Origin of the sequence: Psychrobacter sp. PAMC 21119 (genome assembly GCF_000247495.1) — a bacterium.
Lineage (GTDB): Bacteria > Pseudomonadota > Gammaproteobacteria > Pseudomonadales > Moraxellaceae > Psychrobacter > Psychrobacter glaciei.
On record NZ_AHVZ01000022.1, the window covers coordinates 56,102 to 74,173 of the forward strand.

13 protein-coding genes and 1 pseudogene are annotated in these 18,072 nt (G+C 40.6%); 6 read left to right on the top strand and 8 right to left on the bottom strand.

The genetic code is table 11. The features are described from left to right. Window positions 1-39 precede the first annotated feature (39 nt). The 6 genes from tssE to RH96_RS08885 all read right to left on the bottom strand — a co-directional run bounded on the left by tssE (window position 40) and on the right by RH96_RS08885 (window position 4,502). Window positions 40-531 carry a type VI secretion system baseplate subunit TssE gene (gene tssE / locus RH96_RS08860; RefSeq protein ID WP_010199973.1) on the bottom strand — a complete coding sequence of 164 codons (492 nt, stop codon included), beginning with the start codon at window positions 529-531 and terminating at the stop codon, window positions 40-42. A 101-nt stretch (window positions 532-632) separates the two neighbouring features. Beyond that, on the bottom strand, window positions 633-1,136 hold the full coding sequence (locus RH96_RS08865) for an Hcp family type VI secretion system effector (protein ID WP_010199975.1): 504 nt from the start codon (window positions 1,134-1,136) through the stop codon (window positions 633-635). 54 nt (window positions 1,137-1,190) lie between these two features. After that, on the bottom strand, window positions 1,191-2,681 hold the full coding sequence (gene tssC / locus RH96_RS08870) for a type VI secretion system contractile sheath large subunit (RefSeq protein WP_010199976.1): 1,491 nt from the start codon (window positions 2,679-2,681) through the stop codon (window positions 1,191-1,193). A gap of 3 nt (window positions 2,682-2,684) precedes the next feature. After that, complete coding sequence (tssB, locus tag RH96_RS08875; RefSeq protein ID WP_010199981.1) at window positions 2,685-3,197, bottom strand: type VI secretion system contractile sheath small subunit; 513 nt, start codon at window positions 3,195-3,197, stop codon at window positions 2,685-2,687. Between the two features lie 27 nt (window positions 3,198-3,224). Beyond that, complete coding sequence (locus RH96_RS08880; protein WP_010199983.1) at window positions 3,225-4,013, bottom strand: hypothetical protein; 789 nt, start codon at window positions 4,011-4,013, stop codon at window positions 3,225-3,227. A gap of 18 nt (window positions 4,014-4,031) precedes the next feature. After that, a complete protein-coding gene (locus tag RH96_RS08885) occupies window positions 4,032-4,502 on the bottom strand; it encodes a hypothetical protein (protein WP_010199984.1) in 471 nt (156 codons plus the stop codon). 227 nt (window positions 4,503-4,729) lie between these two features. Here RH96_RS08885 and RH96_RS08890 point away from each other — a divergent pair, with 227 nt between their 5' ends. The 6 genes and pseudogenes from RH96_RS08890 to RH96_RS08920 form a co-directional block, all read left to right on the top strand. Beyond that, window positions 4,730-8,221: a contractile injection system protein, VgrG/Pvc8 family gene (locus RH96_RS08890; RefSeq protein ID WP_010199985.1), complete on the top strand. Its 3,492-nt coding sequence runs from the start codon at window positions 4,730-4,732 to the stop codon at window positions 8,219-8,221. A gap of 60 nt (window positions 8,222-8,281) precedes the next feature. Beyond that, window positions 8,282-8,965 carry a hypothetical protein gene (locus RH96_RS08895; RefSeq protein WP_010199987.1) on the top strand — a complete coding sequence of 228 codons (684 nt, stop codon included), beginning with the start codon at window positions 8,282-8,284 and terminating at the stop codon, window positions 8,963-8,965. Window positions 8,966-9,055: 90 nt separating this feature from the next. After that, the gene (locus RH96_RS14595; protein ID WP_010199988.1) at window positions 9,056-11,308 is read left to right on the top strand and encodes a DUF5675 family protein; all 2,253 of its coding nucleotides are present in this window, start codon (window positions 9,056-9,058) and stop codon (window positions 11,306-11,308) included. Next, window positions 11,309-12,538: an SH3 domain-containing protein gene (locus RH96_RS08905; RefSeq protein WP_010199989.1), complete on the top strand. Its 1,230-nt coding sequence runs from the start codon at window positions 11,309-11,311 to the stop codon at window positions 12,536-12,538. Between the two features lie 241 nt (window positions 12,539-12,779). Further along, window positions 12,780-14,093 carry a toxin-antitoxin system YwqK family antitoxin gene (locus RH96_RS14600; protein WP_010199994.1) on the top strand — a complete coding sequence of 438 codons (1,314 nt, stop codon included), beginning with the start codon at window positions 12,780-12,782 and terminating at the stop codon, window positions 14,091-14,093. A 124-nt stretch (window positions 14,094-14,217) separates the two neighbouring features. Beyond that, window positions 14,218-14,337 (top strand): annotated as a pseudogene (locus RH96_RS08920) (transposase); the annotation flags it as partial. A 129-nt stretch (window positions 14,338-14,466) separates the two neighbouring features. On the opposite strand, the gene RH96_RS08925 reads toward RH96_RS08920, so the two are convergent. Both RH96_RS08925 and uvrB read right to left on the bottom strand, forming a co-directional pair. Beyond that, on the bottom strand, window positions 14,467-15,519 hold the full coding sequence (locus tag RH96_RS08925) for a pyridoxal phosphate-dependent aminotransferase (protein WP_010199998.1): 1,053 nt from the start codon (window positions 15,517-15,519) through the stop codon (window positions 14,467-14,469). Window positions 15,520-15,768: 249 nt separating this feature from the next. Continuing rightward, window positions 15,769-17,880, bottom strand: coding sequence for an excinuclease ABC subunit UvrB (gene uvrB / locus RH96_RS08930; protein ID WP_010200002.1), 2,112 nt, complete (start codon window positions 17,878-17,880; stop codon window positions 15,769-15,771). Between the last annotated feature and the right edge of the window lie 192 nt (window positions 17,881-18,072).

Consider the following 18,072-nt stretch of genomic DNA (forward strand, 5'->3'; position numbering starts at 1 on the left):
TGAGCGGTAGCACTGGTTATTTCATTAAATTAATAATGACTATTTTATTAAATAACGCTGAGAGCTTGGCTCAAAGAATGCATCGAAACTGACCAACTCTTGGGCAGGATAAACTTTCAGTAAAGCCTCGATAGAAAAACACAGCTGATTGACATCTACTGCGCCAATATCTAGCGACACTCTGACATTCTGCAGACGACTGTCTTGCTGCTCGACTGTCTGCGCGATTTGTCGGCAGATATAATCACAGTCTACAGGATTGGCACTACTCAGTCCCACAAAGTCCAATATGCCAAAGTTTAGTATCGATGAGCGTACATGTTGATAGGCTTGCAGCTTATTCGACACCACACAGCGAGTATTTAATAACGCTTCTAGGTCTTGGGCTACTGAAGACTTTAACTCATCAATATTGAGCCTGCGAACCACGAGTTCATGCGCTAAATGACGAGGCTGGTCATCGAATAGTTGCTCAAATAAATTTGGGCGAAACCCAACTTTATGATTAGAGACGTTAGCGGCGTAATTCATGGATATAGTCATCCTCATTTAAAAAAATAAAAAAGAAAGGCCTAGATATAAACCTTTCTTTTTCGGTACGATAAGATAGACAACACCTGATACAGCCTAACTTAGGCAGTATAAGTAGCAGTGTTATTGGCTAATGACCACTTCTTAGTCACAGCACCTTTAGCAGTACCATCGATATCTTGCTGGGTGTAAGTCCACTCAACAGCAGCATACTTGATACCGACTTTTTCGATTGGCACGCCTTCAGAGCGGACAGTTGGCTCAACGCTAGCAATGAGCGCATGCTTAAGCTTTATTTCAAGATATTTAACGCGCTTGTCACCGTTGGCACGATAAAAGTCAATTTGAATCTCATCAAAAGTATAGCCAGCAGAACATGCTTCCCATAGCTTAGGACTTGTCGAGTCCAAATCTTTCATAAAGGTCATGTCGGCATGTTCACAGCGCTCAGAAGTGTGACCACCAACGCTGCTTGCTGTCGCTGATTTTGGCTGACGGATCAAGTGATCCCAAGTATTTACTTCAAGCCAACCTTTATGCTCGCTGTCACGAGACTCACCGTCAATTTTGTACTTACCACGGAACTGAATATAAATATCTTTCATATCACACACCTTGTATTTAAAAATTTAAATTTAACGTTGGATTTTAATAAACGATCAGCTGTTGCTAGACTGCGGCAGTTGAGTGACCAGACGCAAAGAAACAGACAATTCGTCAAGCTGAAAGTGTGGTCTCAAAAAGACCACGGACTTGTAGACACCAGGTTTGCCTGGCACTTCTACAACTTGTACAGAAGCTTCGCGCAGTGGGTACTGGGCTTTTGCTTCTTGTGAGGCTCCATCATCTAGCAAGACATAACGAGAAATCCAATCATTCAAGAACGACTCAACATTACCAGGCGCTAAGAAACTACCTACCTTATCGCGCATCATTGCCTTTAGATAATGGGCAATACGTGATACTGCCATTATATATTGCAACTGAGTCGACAGTACCGCATTGGCATTGGCATCATCGTTTTGATAGGTTTTGGCTTTTTGAACTGATTGCGCACCAAAGAAGGCGGCATAATTGGTATTTTTGCAATGGACTAATGGAATGAAACCCAAGTCACTTAACTCTTTTTCACGGCGATCAGTGATAGAGATTTCTGTTGGGCATTTAAGCGCCAAGTCCCCTTCATCAGTCTTAAAGGTATGGACCGGTAAACCTTCAACCAGGCCCCCACCTTCCACACCGCGAATAGCCGCACACCAACGATAGTCAGAAAAGGCAGAAGTCAATCGCGAAGCAAAAGCATAAGCGGCATTCACCCATAGATAATCACTGTGATCATTACCAGAGACTTCTTCAGTGAAGTTAAAACCCTCTACCACTGTGCCATCTTTGGGATCATAAGGCAGACGACCTAAAAAGCTAGGCACTGTCAGCGCCACATAGCGAGCATCCTCTGACTGCCTAAAGGCGCGCCAACGTATATATTCAGCCGTTTCGAATATCTTTGATAAATCGCGTGGGCGGCCAATATCAGTAAAGGAATCGAGTCCGAACATCTCAGCGGAAGCCGCCGACACAAACGGTGCATGGGAAGCGGCCGCAACATGAGACAACTGCTCGAGCAGATACATATCAGAGTTTTGACGAGTAAATTCAAAGTCGCCAACGATTGCTGCATACGGTTCGCCACCGAAACTACCAAACTCTTCTTCATATATTTTTTTGAACAGCGTGCTTTGGTCAAAATCAATTGAAGACTGAAAGTCTTTGGTAAGCTCGCGCTTCGTGGTATTCATCATGCGTATCTTGAGCATGGATTCAGACGGGGTTTGGCTACATAGATAATGCAGACCGCGCCAGCTAGACTCTAGCTTCTGAAACTCAGGTGCGTGCATGACCGTCGTCAGTTGCTTAGAGATCAGCGCATCAATTTGGGCAATTCGCGCATCAATCGATGAGGCTAGATTGTCTGATAATGTCACCGTGCCTTGCATGACTTCATTGGCCAGCTCGGCGATTTGCGACTTCGCACGGTTTTTTTCATCATCGGACTTGGCAACATTGCTTTTATTAACGATTTCTTCGAGTAAGTCATAGCTTTCGCTATTCAATGGATCCGTTGCTATCTGCTGCTGGGCTTGAGCATTCATCGTTTAATCCTCACCGTCAGTTTGGTTTTGTTCCGCCATTTTCTTGACTTGTTCAGTGTTCTTAAGCACATCATCCAATAGGTCTTCAAGTTTTTCGTTGGCCGATATTTTGTTGCGTAAATCTGCCAAGCGATCTCGTGCTTGCACCAGTTGCTTTAATGGCTCAATTTGATCAGCAACCGCTTCAGGGCGAAAATCGTTGATACTATTGAATGCCAAATCAACCGCGAACTCACCGCCTTTGTCACTCAAGTCATTGCTTACTCGGAACGTCGCACGTGGTGCTAGACCTGACATCACCTCATCAAAGGTATCCAAATCCACTTCGACAAACTTTTTGTCTTTAAAGCGAGGTTGCTCAAGGGTAGAATCTCCTGAAAACTCTCCCAACACCCCAACGACGAACGGAATTTCTTTCGTTTCGATCGCATCGCCCACTTCAACGTCATAAGTCAAATGCACCCGAGGAGCACGTACTTTTGCGAGTTTCTTTTGCACACTATCTTGATTAGCCATAATAAGTTGCCTCAGCAGTTTCTGGTTTCAACGTAATATACTGAATGGATCAGTAGATTTGGTGTTGCTACTTCTAGGGGATGATGGTTTAGCCGGTCTCTGAACGGGCTTCGCTTTTGGCACTGGACGTGACTTTTGTTTCACTGCTGCTTTTCTTTTAACAGGGGCGGCTTGTCTTTTGACGGCTGCGCGGCGCTTCGTGTTGGACACGTTTTTGCTTCTAGTCGATCGAGCCTTCACCACAGGCGCAGGTGGTTTTGGCAAAGACTCATCATAGTTAAAACCATAGACTTCACCATATATCTTGCTAAGCGCGTGCTGATACTCAGTTAAAAATGCCGTATCCATATCATCCGTCAAGTAATCTGACTGTAATTGGCTCTGTGAGACAAGGGCACTGCTATTTATAAGGATGCTTTTGAGCGTGGCGGTGCTTTGACCTGAGTCAATTGCTTCGCTCGCAGCGTAGACAGCATAAGCATGATAGCCATTGTTGGCGTAAATCTGAGCCAACAGCTCCCATGCCAAAGAATCCTTCGGATTACGAGTTAGCCTCTGATTTAAGTCAGCAATCAATTGATGCAACTGCGGTGATTTTGCATCCGCATTCTTAAGGGCAGCATACTGATTAATGACACTTGACCCTGGATCTTTCTCTTGTATCGAAAGCTCACTATGAGCTGTACCCATAACCGATCCCATAATAAGTAGACCGGTCAAGATCGTCTTGGGTATTTTATTAGTGACTTTGATAGCGTTTTTAATACTTATCATCGTAAATCGGTGCTCGCTATTATTAATATGAGATGTATGCATCTGTTGACTCGATAATGGTTAATCAGCCGTACTAACCAAGGTCGTCATATTGGTTAAAGTGTCTTTGAATCTCGCTTTATCATTATCGTTCATCACCGCATTGTCACTATAAGCGTCAATATTACTCTCCGTTACTTTGACCGCAGAGAGCATAGCAAGTTGACGCGCTCCTACCAGCTGATCATCGAGACTCAATGCTTCGGTTGCCGCTCTTAATGAACGGGCGTACTTTTTTGATTGATAATTGCTTTGAGCAATGGTCAGCCATTGCTGGGCTGTCACTGCACGCCCATCATCGACTTTTATGGCATCAGAAAGATAAGAGAGTGAAGGCTCATCCAACTGCTTAGCCACTGTTGGCTTAGAAACCGTTAAGGGCTGTGTGTTTTTCTTCGCGGCGCCACCGCACGCTGTCAGTAACACACTGGCACTGAAAATCACAGATAGCAGACCTACCCCTTTCAGCTTAGTACAATCAATAGAATTCATAAGCAAATCATCATCATTAAAACAAAAAGAATAAGAGAAAGTATGACGTTATAATAGAATATATTTAGAACTAAAGTTCTTTAATGAAAAACTTATTGCAAATCGATTATACAGATACTTGACAATATTTCAATAAACTCTATACTTTTCTTAGTATATATTTTAGCAGTGCTTACTTTTAAGCGACCGACTGTACCCTTAAATCTGCAGTCACGGGAACCTCCCTTATGCCTTCGCAAACCGCTCGTCTACACCAGATTACCGTTGAAACCAAGAATATACCCATTACCACCTTATATCCTGCTGCATTCTCTTGGTCAAGTACCATTGATAAAGCAGCTACTAGTCAGCTATTGTTCTATTCGCATGCTTTTTTAGATTCGAACTCTTGTTTATCTTTGATAAATACATTTGTCTGCTTAAACACCCTTTCGGTTTCCCGTGAACCCAGTCATCGCACTGGGCTTATTAAAGCCGTCAACTACCAGCAGTCAGATGGCGCACTGCATTTTTACACTTTAGACATCGTCAGCCCCGATTGGCAGTTAACCCAGTGCATTCATACTCGTACTTTTATCAATCAATCTACGCTCGACATCGTCACTACCCTCTTTGCCGACTATGAATTTGATTGGCAGTTATCTGAGACTTTGCAGTCATCAGAGCGCTTGTCTTCTCAGCTTCCTATGCGCACCCAGTCGGATGTCAGTGATTGGGAGTTTATAACCGGGCTACTTGCTGATAGTGGTGTCAGTACCCTATGGATATCGGGTGATTCATTAGATAATTTAGGCTGTCTGATGCTACTAAGCAGTTTTGATGAGACAGAGTTACGACCATTAGACTATCGTTATGCCCAGTCTTCTATCCAGTCAGGACAAGATACGGTTAATGAGCTACAAATGAGGTCACAGCAACTGGGTAGTCAGACGGTGATAGTAAGAGCAGATGGCTTAAGCGCGGATACTATTTATGAAGGCCAAGCCGCTGATGAGTCAGCACTAGCAATAGACGACACGACTGTGCTCTTAGGTGCACCCTCACGTATCGATAGCGATAGCGCAGCGACGATGTTGGCTCAGCAATGGGTGAATGCCAATCGCTGTCAGCGTGAACATTACCAAGCGACTGGTGCGATGCGAGGCATGGTGGTCGGTAGTCCTGTGAGTATTCATAATTTACCTACTATCGGTCGTTTGACTAGCTACTGTATCAGTACGCAGATGGTTGGGATTGAGCCGGACAGCGACAGCGTGTCTTATCACAACCAAGCCTATATCAAAGCGTGGTTACAACGTACGACGCAACAGAGCGGGATGTTCATCCCCGATCATGGCTACGATATTGCTCGTGACACTGGGGTTTGGGTATCAGCGACGTTACTTGACGCTGCTATTCCTTATTGCCCTTATCCCAGTTCTTTATCCTTTGCCAGTAGCACTTACACGGGTCTCACCCAAGCGAGCACTGGTGACACCAGTTTATCAGCCTCCCCCAGCTATGACTCTAGTGTCAGCACTGACAACCTACAACAAACTATTACTGCGCCCGTCTGGTCAGGCATCAGCCCTCACGATGATGGCACTACCCCGCCCCTGCGCGCATTGCAACTGTCATCCGGTAGCAGTCATGGCTGGCAATTCGCCCCACGGCTTGGACAATCTGTCCTGCTTAACCATTGGTACGGCGATATCGACAGTCCAGTGATTAGCAGATCGCTCTATGACGGTATCGGTATGGGCGATGTAGATGAAAAAGACATCACCACTCGCGATGCGGGATTATCTAATAGACACAACCTACAAGGCGGCGCGTCTCCTAGATGGCATGGCGGTGGTATGGGTCACTCACAGATCAGTGACGATGACGGACACAGCGGCTGGCTATCGGGTATCGCCCAGTATGGGCTGACCTGCGACTCTGAAGTGGCCATGAGCTTTGATGACACGCCAAACAAGATCGGTCTGCAGTGGACGGTGAGTACTGGGGCGCGTGCCAATGCTGATATGCCAACGATTACAGATCAAGCGACCTTTGCCCCTGATGAGCATGTATTAGAGCTTGGCGTGCTGCGTCATCGCTTTAGCAATCATCAATCATCAACCAGTGGTCAAGGGATTAATCTAGCAACCGATCATGGCTTGCAAATCACAGGTGATACCGGTGTCCTACTCTCCACCTTTGATATCAGACACACGCAATCAGAGCATGAATCGGCATGGGTCAATGATGCAGGACAACGCCAGTTAAAAATGGGCACTGAGCTGAGTGAAACCTTTAAAGAGGCAAAGCAGGCACACTTGCAATCAACCGAGGCACTTAGTAATGCCCGACAGTCGATAGAAGGGTTTAAGAGTACAGCACAAATCATAGATGAGACGCTAAACACGGAGGTACTTGGCGCGGCGGATGTGCTACTGGTTAGCAAAGACAGCATCCTCGCATCGAGCAGTAATACCCTATGGACGGCGAAAACAATAGTCAGGCAATCAGGCAGCACCCAGTCGGATGTGGTGGCGGGTAGTTATACTTTGAGCGCAGATAGCATTGCGTCATTGGCTGGGGTGAGTGGTCAGGCAAGCGCATCAGGGCTGCATATGAGTGCGAATACCAAACCGCTTGCGATACAAGCCCAAGGTGGTGAGTTGCAGTTGAACAGTCAACAAGGTATGACGATTGGTAGTGAGTCGGGACAGGTGAATGTGTCGAGTCCGAAGCGTATTAAGCTGCAAACGTCAGCGGGTGCGTCGATTACCATCGATGACAGTGGTATTAAGCTGGTGTGTCCGGGGACGATTAAGGTTCAGGCGGTGAAGAAGAGTTTGGTGAATGGGGCGAGAGCTAACTATGCCCTACCGATGATGCCTAAGACTATCCCACTGTTTAGTAATAAGCTTGATGTTTATGATTTGTTTTATCAGTACAATTTTGATGACATTGAATTTCAGATGCTACGACCTGATGGGCAGCTGATAGAAGGGGTGTTAGATGCGCATGGACGCACCACCCCTGTGATTAGTGATAAAGAAGAAGAGGTTGAGGCTTATGTAGGATTTAAAGATGCCGAATGGGGCGTATCGTATATTTTTGAAGAGGAAAGTGCAGATGATTTAGCTATAGAGCAGACTGACGAACTAGACTTAAACAAAGTCTTTGAAGCAATTGTAAAAGAGGAAGGCTTCTACAATCACATGTATCTTGATAGTGCCGAACCTAAGAGCCTTGTAACCGTAGGCTATGGCAAAATGCTGTCGTCTGCGGATGAAGCGTCAAAACATCCTTTTTATATCGGAAATTTATCAGCAACCGATGCTCAAATAAGACAAGCGTGGCATACAGTTTACAATTCGGTTCAGGGTAGAAATAATAATCGAGCGTCTTACTTTGAATCTTTGACAACAATTCATATGCTAGAGAAAGATGCAAAAGCAATAACACTCGCTCATATTCAGGATAATCTCAATTCTGCTCGAGAAGCATTTTCAGAGTTTGATGATTATCCAGTCCCAGCTCAAGAAGCTATTTTAGATATGGCTTATAACTTAGGTATATCTAGCATGGGTGTTTCGAAATTTCCTAGTTTTAATAGACATCTTAAGAATAAAGATTTCGCATCTGCTGCTACTGAATCGAATAGACCACAACTTCGTAATTCTAGAAATGTGCATGTAAGAGAGCTTTTATTGCTAGCCAATCAACAACAGAAATCGAGACAGTAAATGAAACCTTTTTTAATTTTGATTGCCTCATCGTGTGTACTAACTTTTGGATCAGGATGTATGAAAATACAACCTGATAGTATTGAGCCTATTACTAATACTTTTACAAGCATAGAAGATTCTTTGTCTTCAAATTTAGATAGTGGCAATTCAATCGCAAATACTCCTATTTATAATATTAATGAACTTACAGCAGGATTCATAAAACCAATAAAAAAATATAATCAATTAATTTTTATTGACAAGTTCATTGATGGCGGATTCCAAGATATTGATTATTTAGACCGAAAGATTAAAATCAGTAATTGTAACGATCTGCTAACCTATGATCTAAGAGAGACATCAAACATTGCAAATAGTGATCGAAATATATTATTAACAAGAAAAAGATCTTGTATTCTAATCAAAGATATCACTAATGACTCAAATATTATTGCATTAAATGACAACTATAAAAATAGCAAGTTTATACCTATAGCAGACAAGCATTTAAAAAAAATAGTAGATAGCATTCCTTCTAGAGTTTCTGAAAATCGAAACGTCGACTGTTCTATTGATCAGTACGACAATGTTGCTTGTGTGGACGAATACGAGCCTAAAGAGTATTCCATATATATTAATCAAGTAGCTATTCATAATAATAAAAACTACTACTACCTCACAGTTAATGCAGCATTACCAACTTATTATTACTTGACGACCATTGACGGCGATAAAGTAGAAAGTCAATGGATTTACTATTAATAATCTTATAGTAGTGCTACTGATTAAAAAAATTTATCCACTATAGATTTACTAATTAATTTTCTATAAAAACTCGCAGGAGTCTAATGCGTGAGTAATACTAAAATTATAAAATTCAGAATAAAGTTTGTAGATTTGTATAAAGTGCCACTGGAAGGCTTGTACCATATAGTAACGATAAATGGACGAACCGCTTGTTCAGGAACGTCTATAGCTGGAGGATATACGGTATGGATAACCAGACCAGCAGGTACACTCGTTAATATATCTGTAAAAGATCCTCGTAATGGTTCAATGGTAAGTATCATAAAAGACCTTATCATACCTATTAAGACAATAACATTCGAAGTGCAAGCTCCTTTTGCAAAGCACAAATTTAAACTTAAAATGTTCGAAGGGTCTGCAGGAGACTATTTAAGAAAAACTCACGAAGTTGAAGCTAAAGAAACTTTATCCTCTATTGCCAAAATATATGGAGTGAAGTGGCAGCAAATAGCCCAACTTAATAGTTTAAAAGAGCCTTACAAAATACGACCAAAGGACATTTTAAAATTACCACCCGCAAAAGCAAGGCAAAAAATCTCCATAGATTCAAGCCCCCAAACTAGTTCTAAAGATGGTGATTTATCACTAAAAACCGAACATACCGTAGGAAAAAATGAAACTCTTTCAGGTATATCAGAAAGAAGTGGTGTATCGGTTGCAGATTTAAAACGACTCAATGGCATAACAGACCCGAGAACACTACAAGCTGGGCAGACAATTAAACTGCGTGATAGTAGTTCAGCCAGTTCTCCCGCTGCTCAAACAACAACGAAGCCCTCTACTCCTTCGAATTCATCTAATAGTGAAGGAAAAGGGTTGTTTGATAGAGCGCAAGAAGCTCTTAAAGATGCAGCTAGCAGTCTAAAAGAAGGGTTTGAAGATTTTAATGATGCTATTAGTGATACTAAAGAGGGTGAATCAGCTGATAGTTCTCGTTCTTTTCCAAGTAAATCAACCCAAAGAAAGAATAATGAAGAATCTGATAACTCTAACTCTGCTAATTCATCACAATCTAAGCAACCATCAAATCCTATTGAAACTCAAGCAAGTGATGACAGAGGTCAGACAGGAACACCTAAAGTTGATGTGACAACTGATGGTTGCCCAAGATGTCAAACGCTAACTATTAATGAACTTCATTCTATATTTTCACAAGACTCAGAAACAACTAAAAAATTGCAAATATGTATTGATGCTTTTAATTTTGCAAATTCAAATTTTCTGATGAACAACTGTTTAAATAAAGCATTTTTCTTTGCACATATAATGGAAGAAGTCGGAAATAAGTTTAATATAAAAGACGGAGAAAGTTTGAATTACAGTTGGGAAAATCTGTATAGAACTACAACTATTACGAAAAATGGCAAAAAACTTTTGAAGAGCCCGTTTAAAGCTTTCAGGGGTAACGAGTCGTTATCTAAAAAATATGGTAGATACGATGGAAATCCAGCAAATCAAGAAATGATAGCAAATATCGCATATGCAAATCGATTAGGTAATGGTGACAGGGACAGTGGAGATGGTTGGAAATATAGAGGTAGAGGCATAATTCAAATCACTGGAAAAGATAAATATGATCCAATTAACAAAAACATTAGGGAAAGATTTCCAGACTTTAATCTAGAGATTACTGCTGTTAATATTAATAATATTAAAGAGGGAACAATAGCTTCTATGGCTTACTGGTATGATAACAAAATTTATCAAATTGCTAATAAGGGCTCTACGATATCGAATTTTGAAAAGACTGTCGATATCGTCAACGAACATACGCCATCTCGGAAAGATAGAATAGATCACTTTAAAGAATGCTTAAAAGTGTTTCGAGTCAGTGAATGCCAAACAATACGCCCTCCTACTACGTCAGTTGAAAGTTCTACGGTTGATATAATCATTAATAGAACTAGTCAAAACTCTCAATCAACAGTAGGCACCCTTTCCATTCCAAGTCATAACTTCGACGGCTTTGTACTAGAAAGACCAGGTCCCGATACTACTACTAGGAATATGCGCAAAAGAGTTCCTACAGGAGTTTATAGAGTGAAATGGCATAAAACAACGCTAAATCGCTCTCTAGGGAAGGCTTTTGTTCTTTTTAATGATGATGTTCTTGCTGACAGGTATATATTGATTCATATTGGAAATTATCCAAAGGATACTGATGGCTGTATCTTACTAGGAAGTTCAAAGGGTGAAGACTTTGTGGGTAATAGCACCAATACTGTATTTGCTTTCTATAAATTATTTGAGAATTCTGACCTTAATAAAATTCGAATTAAAATAACTGAGAGCTACTAAATGAAAGCATTTGTATTATTAATTACCCTTGCCTTAGTATCCTGTGATAGTACGGGTAATACCAATCAACCTGAAACTAAGAGTTCTGTTGGTAGTATTACTACACCAAAGCAATCAGCGTCTGATACTCCATTACATTTTAAAAATGCTAATGAATTTAGGCTGTTTCTTGATACCAATCAGTACGGTGATGAAGAAAAAATAGATATGATTAATGACTTTTTCGATAGTATTTCTGATTATTCGACTAGTGAGTTAACTCTATCGTTTGCTAGTATAGGCGCTAATGTTAAATGGGACGTTGATTTAATATCTCAGTTCAAGCATAACATGCAAAAAGCCATTATTAATGACCCTAACTTACTGATAAGCATTAGTGAAAGTCTGAATAAAGATGAGCTTGAGCGTTTTGCAAAATTTTACTTTGGTAATGTTATTTGGAACGATGAATTTCCCAGCGAGCTGTATTACCTCAAGGCAAATAACTCACAGTCTTTTAAAGTATTTATTGACACTTTTTATGAGCGCTATCAAGCAATGTCATCTCGCATACTTAATACAAGCTATATCGTAGCCGATAAAGATGGTAATACTAATATCAGAGAACTACCTAGCTCTAATTCTAAACGTGTAGGTAAGTTTAACAATGGTAGTAAAGTTACTGCTTTATGGATAGAAGGCGATTGGCTTTTTGTTCATAACAAGTCAAATATTGGTTACGTTCATGTAAGTAATTTAAATGCAGCTGATTCAGCTATAAACAGGTTAAAATCTGATGATAACTTTAATAAGGTCATTTTAGAAAAAGAAGCTGACTTAGATATGGACGGCGATAGCGATTTCATAAGCGTTGTAAAGCCTAAAGAACAAGACGATAGAAACTTTGATCTTGAAATTTCCGTATATCGAATGGTCAATAAGGAAGTCTCTCTATGGCAACAGAACACGTTAATGTTTAAGGACCCACTCAATGGCTGCATGATGGACGGTTTGGAAGATATCAGTACAAGCTCAGGTAAGTTTACTCTTGAATATACGTCTTGCTACGATAACAAGTATGCTAAAAGGTTTGTGAGCTTTTCATATAGCCCTCAGTCAGATGATTTTAAAGTGACTAAAAATATAATAAGCTTCTTTAACTCTGAATCGAATGAGATGAACCAAACGTTCAATTGCAAAGATGATAGATATTTTTTTTCAACTTACAATGATGATTGTGATTGGTTGTAGCCATTTTTTTTGAATTTCTAGTAAGCCCAAATCAAATGAAAAATACGCTAAAAATATTTTTTTTATTAATAGTCCCGATTTCAATAGTCGCTTGTAATGCACAATCAACTTCTTCAGAACATCAACCAAGCAATGAAGAAACGATAACCACGGCTGAAGTAGATCTCTTGCATAAGTCATTGCTAGCCCTTGTAACTCCGTCAGTGGAAGTCAATGAACTGGTACTTCTGCAAGAGGTCTAGTGAATAACATTAACAGCGACATTAACGCTAAGAAAAATATCGTTCTGTATATGAGAGCTCACGATTTATCTGGTCTTGAAAAATTCTCTAAGTCAGATGCCCATTATTATAGAGTTCTCATTAAGGAACTACCTAATAACCGTTACTTAGTGCAGGACTTTTTTATCTCTGGAGAAAAGTTTACAAACCCATATATTTTAACAGATGGTAAGCTTGAATATACTGATAATGAGGACGCAGCTCATCCCAATAACTATTATTCAAGAGAAGGAGCAAGAATAGTATGGTTTGAGTCTGGTGACAAAAAAATAGAATCACTCTATAAAAATAATAAGCCGACAGGGACTTGGATTGAGTACTTCGAAAATGGTCAGAAAAAAAGTGAGATCCATTATATTGACGGGGTTTTACAAGGAATATCTAAAGGATGGAATGAGCAGGGTGATCTGATACATGAATGCACTTATAAGTATGGTGTCGAAAACGGTCGTTGTTACGTGAAATACTCGTCATATCCTAATATTTATATTTACGACTTTAAATATAAAAATGGTAATAGAATTGGTATTTCTAAATCATGGAATATAGATGGTACCATTGAAGATTTTGTATTTAATGAACCTCTATCTTTACAGGAAATTAAAAAGGACTTGGGAGAAGATCAGTTTAAGATATTTAATTTCGATGTTACTTCAGATGGTATAGACGATTTAGTGATTAGTCGTATCAATGATAATGCTAATCTATATCAGGGTAACGAGCTTTATATTCTTATTGGAGACAAAGGTGGTAAATACAAATTAAGCTTGGAGACTAGTAGTTTTACTGATGATGGAGGCTTTTTCTTAGCTGAAATATTACCAAGACCTAATAATAACGGTTTTTCTTTATCAACATATTTTTCAAGTAAAGGCTTTCCTTTTAAGGACTATTATTTTATTTTAAAGAATAACAAATGGCATATAAATTATTTTGCAACTGAAGGTTATTTGGCAAATGGTAAAGAATACTATTGTATTGATAATCAAGAATTTAGTTTACAAGGTTTAGATAGCCGAACCAGTAGTTTAGATAAAAGCGATAATGAAATATCGCAAGACTGTCCTCCACTTCCAATTAAGTACACAGTTAAAAAAGAAAAAGCAGAAATACTTGATGAAAGTTTTGAATCGAGAACTAAGCCAAATTATTATATCAAAGGTGATCTGATTGAAGCTTTTGACCAAAACGAAGACTGGGTCAAAGTTTCTTATAAGAATGCCACTAAGTTCGGCTGGATTGATAAGCGTGATTTGACGCCTGTTTCAGACTAAGTCAAAACTTAGCTATATTATTTTTTGGTGATGTTCTAAAAAGTATGCTGTCATCAGACTGAGCTATGCTGAAGAAACCGTAGAGATAAACTGGGTAAACTAACGACTTGATGAAGAGTTTATCATGACCAAGAAAGTAAGAACCTACAGTGACGAATTTAAGGCTGAAGCCGTTAAAAAGATCGCTGACAACAATGGCAATATCTCAGCGACCGCAAAGCAGCTTGGTATCGCCATGCAAACTGAACTGCCCCGAATATATCGGAGACAGATTTACTTGAGTCAGTCTGCAATGCCTAACAAAGTCAAATTCTCATAATACTGTCTTTCAAACTCAGCTAGTTTGAAACTTACCAATCTTTCAATACAGGCGCTAAACCCAACCTTTTTCACGAAATTCTTTTAACACCTTTATAAACACTTCCATCTCATCAGGCGTGCCAAGCGTCAAGCGATTGAAGCCTGTGACAGGTGGAAACTCGCGACCAACCTTAATGCCATTGTCTCGCATTCTATCGATATAAGTTTTTAAATCGCCTTTTATTTCATGAAAAATAAAGTTGGTCTGTGAGGGTAAATAGCGCAGCCCCAGATCGTCTAACACTGTTTCGATCATTTGACGTGATTGATTGGTATTGCGCAAACTTAGCTCTAAAAACTTGGCATCATTTAACGTCGCAATAGCAGCAACCGCACCTGACAAGTTGGTATTGTCCATAGACATAAATGCTTCGACAGTCTCAATAGCTTGCGGGTTAGAAATCGCGTAGCCCACTCGCATACCGGCTAAGGCACATAACTTTGAGAAAGTATGAATAACAATAAGATTGTCTGATAACCCTTGTTTTAACCACTCAATCCCACTCTCAAAGCTTGGATCTGACACGTACTCCAAGTAAGCTTGATCTAATAAAAAGTAATGGCTATCTGGTGCATTACTTACCCAATTTTTGAGCTTTTCCGTTGATGTAATGATGCCAGTTGGATTATTTGGATTGCAAATATAAAGTAGGCTGATGCCATCAAAATCGTCAGCAGCCCTTTGTAGTTCATCAAAATCATAATCATAGTTTTCAGCGGTCAATGGTATCTTAACTACCGGCACGCCAATAGAATTTGCATACATCTCTGCACAATCAAACGTTGGTACCGGAATGACCATCTGGAATGCTTTACCTTCTTTTAAGGCTTTGTGTTGCAGCATTTGTATGACCGCTCGCATATTTTCAGTCGAGCCATTGCCTAATGAGATTTGGTTTTCTGCCACACCATGGATGGTGGCAATTTTGCTAATGAGCGCAGCGCGTGGATTATCTGGATAACGAAAGCCCTCACCTAAAGACTCTATAATGGCTTGTTTGGCAGAGTCTGACATGCCTAGTGAGTTTTCATTCGCATTTAATTCTAAGAATTTGTTATTTTGCATGATGGATTATGTGCCTCAACGTCCGTTGTTATAAGTTCATATTGCTCATTGATATCATATTAAGGGGCATTTGGTATAAACACAAGTTTTGTTACAACCAAGTTTTAGTTATTAATAGCAATAGATAAAAACCATCTTTTTGCAGCTCTAAAAACCATAAAAAAAGGTGAGCTGCCCTACTTGCAACTCACCTTTTTGTCAAACATACGCTATTCAACACACATCATTCAATCACGTTCAAGTTGAACGCTAGATTAAATGCGCCTTTAACTCAAGCACTTTATCACGCGTTTTCGCGGCATCCTCAAACTTCAAATCACGAGACATCTGTTTCATAAGCTTTTCAAGACGATTGATTTCTTTGGCCAGCAAATCAGGACTGCGTAAGATACTAATATCCACATCAGGCAGATTGCTCTTGATGGGAATCACTTGATTGTCATTGGCATTCTGATCGTCACCCGTATCGATTTTATCGGTGATACTGCGACGTGCCCCTTTTGGTGTGATGTTGTGCTCAAGGTTAAATGCCACTTGTTTTTCACGGCGACGATCCGTCTCGTCTATCGCCTTTTGCATACTGTTGGTAATGCGATCTGCGTAAAGAATGGCTTTACCATTGATATGACGCGCAGCACGACCAATGGTCTGAATAAGCGCACGCTCAGAACGCAAAAAGCCTTCTTTATCGGCATCAAATATCGCGACCAATGATACTTCTGGCATATCTAACCCTTCACGCAATAGATTAATGCCGACCAACACATCATGCACGCCAGTGCGCAGTTCATGGATAATCTGCATACGCTCAACGGTATCAATGTCAGAATGCAGATAAGCAACTTTGACATCATATTCTTTTAGATAACTGGTCAAATCCTCTGACATGCGTTTGGTCAATGTGGTAATTAATACGCGCTCATCTTTTTCTCGGCGCTTGGTAATCTCTGATAACACATCATCAACTTGCGTCAATACAGGACGAATCTCAATCTCAGGATCAATCAAACCGGTTGGACGGACGACTTGCTCAACGACTTGCTCGCTGTGCTCAAGCTCATACAATGCAGGCGTGGCACTCACATAAATAGTCTTAGGCTTGATATGCTCCCACTCTTCAAACTTCATCGGACGATTATTCATGGCACTTGGCAAACGAAATCCATAATTGACCAAATTTTCTTTACGCGACCTATCACCTTTATACATTGCGCCAATCTGCGAAACGGTGACGTGTGATTCATCAAGGAACAGCAGTGCATCTTCTGGAATATAATCAAACAACGTCGGTGGTGCTTCCCCTGATGGACGACCAGAGAGATGCTGTGAGTAGTTTTCGATACCGTTACAGTAACCCAGCTGTTGAATCATCTCAAGGTCATACTGGGTACGCTCTTTGAGACGTTGCGCTTCAATCAGCTTATTGTTATCACGGAAATACTCCAAACGCGGCTCTAGCTCAGCGCGAATCGTATGACTGGCAGCTTCCAGCTTATTACGCGGCGTCACATAATGTGATTTTGGATAGATAGTAATACGCGGCACGCTACGTACTGTTTTGCCTGTTAAGGGATCAAACCAAGTGATTTTTTCCACTTCATTATCAAATAAATGCACACGTACAGCCAACTGTTCAGATTCAGCAGGATAGATATCGAGCAGCTCACCACGCAAGCGATACGTACCACGACCAAAATCTAGCTCGTTGCGTGTGTATTGCATTTCAACCAAACGTTTAATGGTAGCGGTACGATCTATCTGATCACCGACCACGACATGCAGTAGCATTTTTAGATAACTTTCAGGATCACCCAAACCATAAATACACGATACAGAAGCTACAATAATCGCATCACGGCGCTCTAATAGGGCACGCGTCGCTGACAGACGCATCTGATCGATATGATCATTGATGGCGCTGTCTTTTTCGATAAAAGTATCACTCGCTGCGACATAAGCTTCAGGTTGGTAATAGTCATAATAACTGACGAAGTACTCCACCGCATTATTCGGGAAAAAAGACTTAAATTCACCATACAGCTGAGCGGCAAGGGTTTTGTTGTGCGCCATGATAATCGTCGGACGCTGAGTCTCAGAGATAACCTTGGCCATGGTATAAGTCTTACCAGAACCCGTCACCCCCAACAGCAACTGCTCATTCATACCAGAATTAATACCATTGACCAGCTTTTTGATCGCTTGTGGCTGATCCCCTGCTGGTTCAAAATCGGTGACCATCTCAAAGGCACGACTCGATATTTGCGTCCCTGACGCATTAACACCACTAATTTCAGCTTCGCCTTGGAGCTGAGTGGCCAATTGGTTTAACTGACGCGATGAGCGCGGTTCGGGCATACGCATAATGGCTTTCTTCTTCTTGAGGTTTATAACAATATGGGGTCTGAGCAGCGGTTTTTAAAGGCTTTTTAACGGATAGTGACGAGGCCTATCTCATGATTACAGTGATATTTCACAGCCCAAAATGCAAGTGTATAAAGATATTTTTATCAAAGAATCAATTTTTTATTAGGTGATAAATCTTATATTGTTATA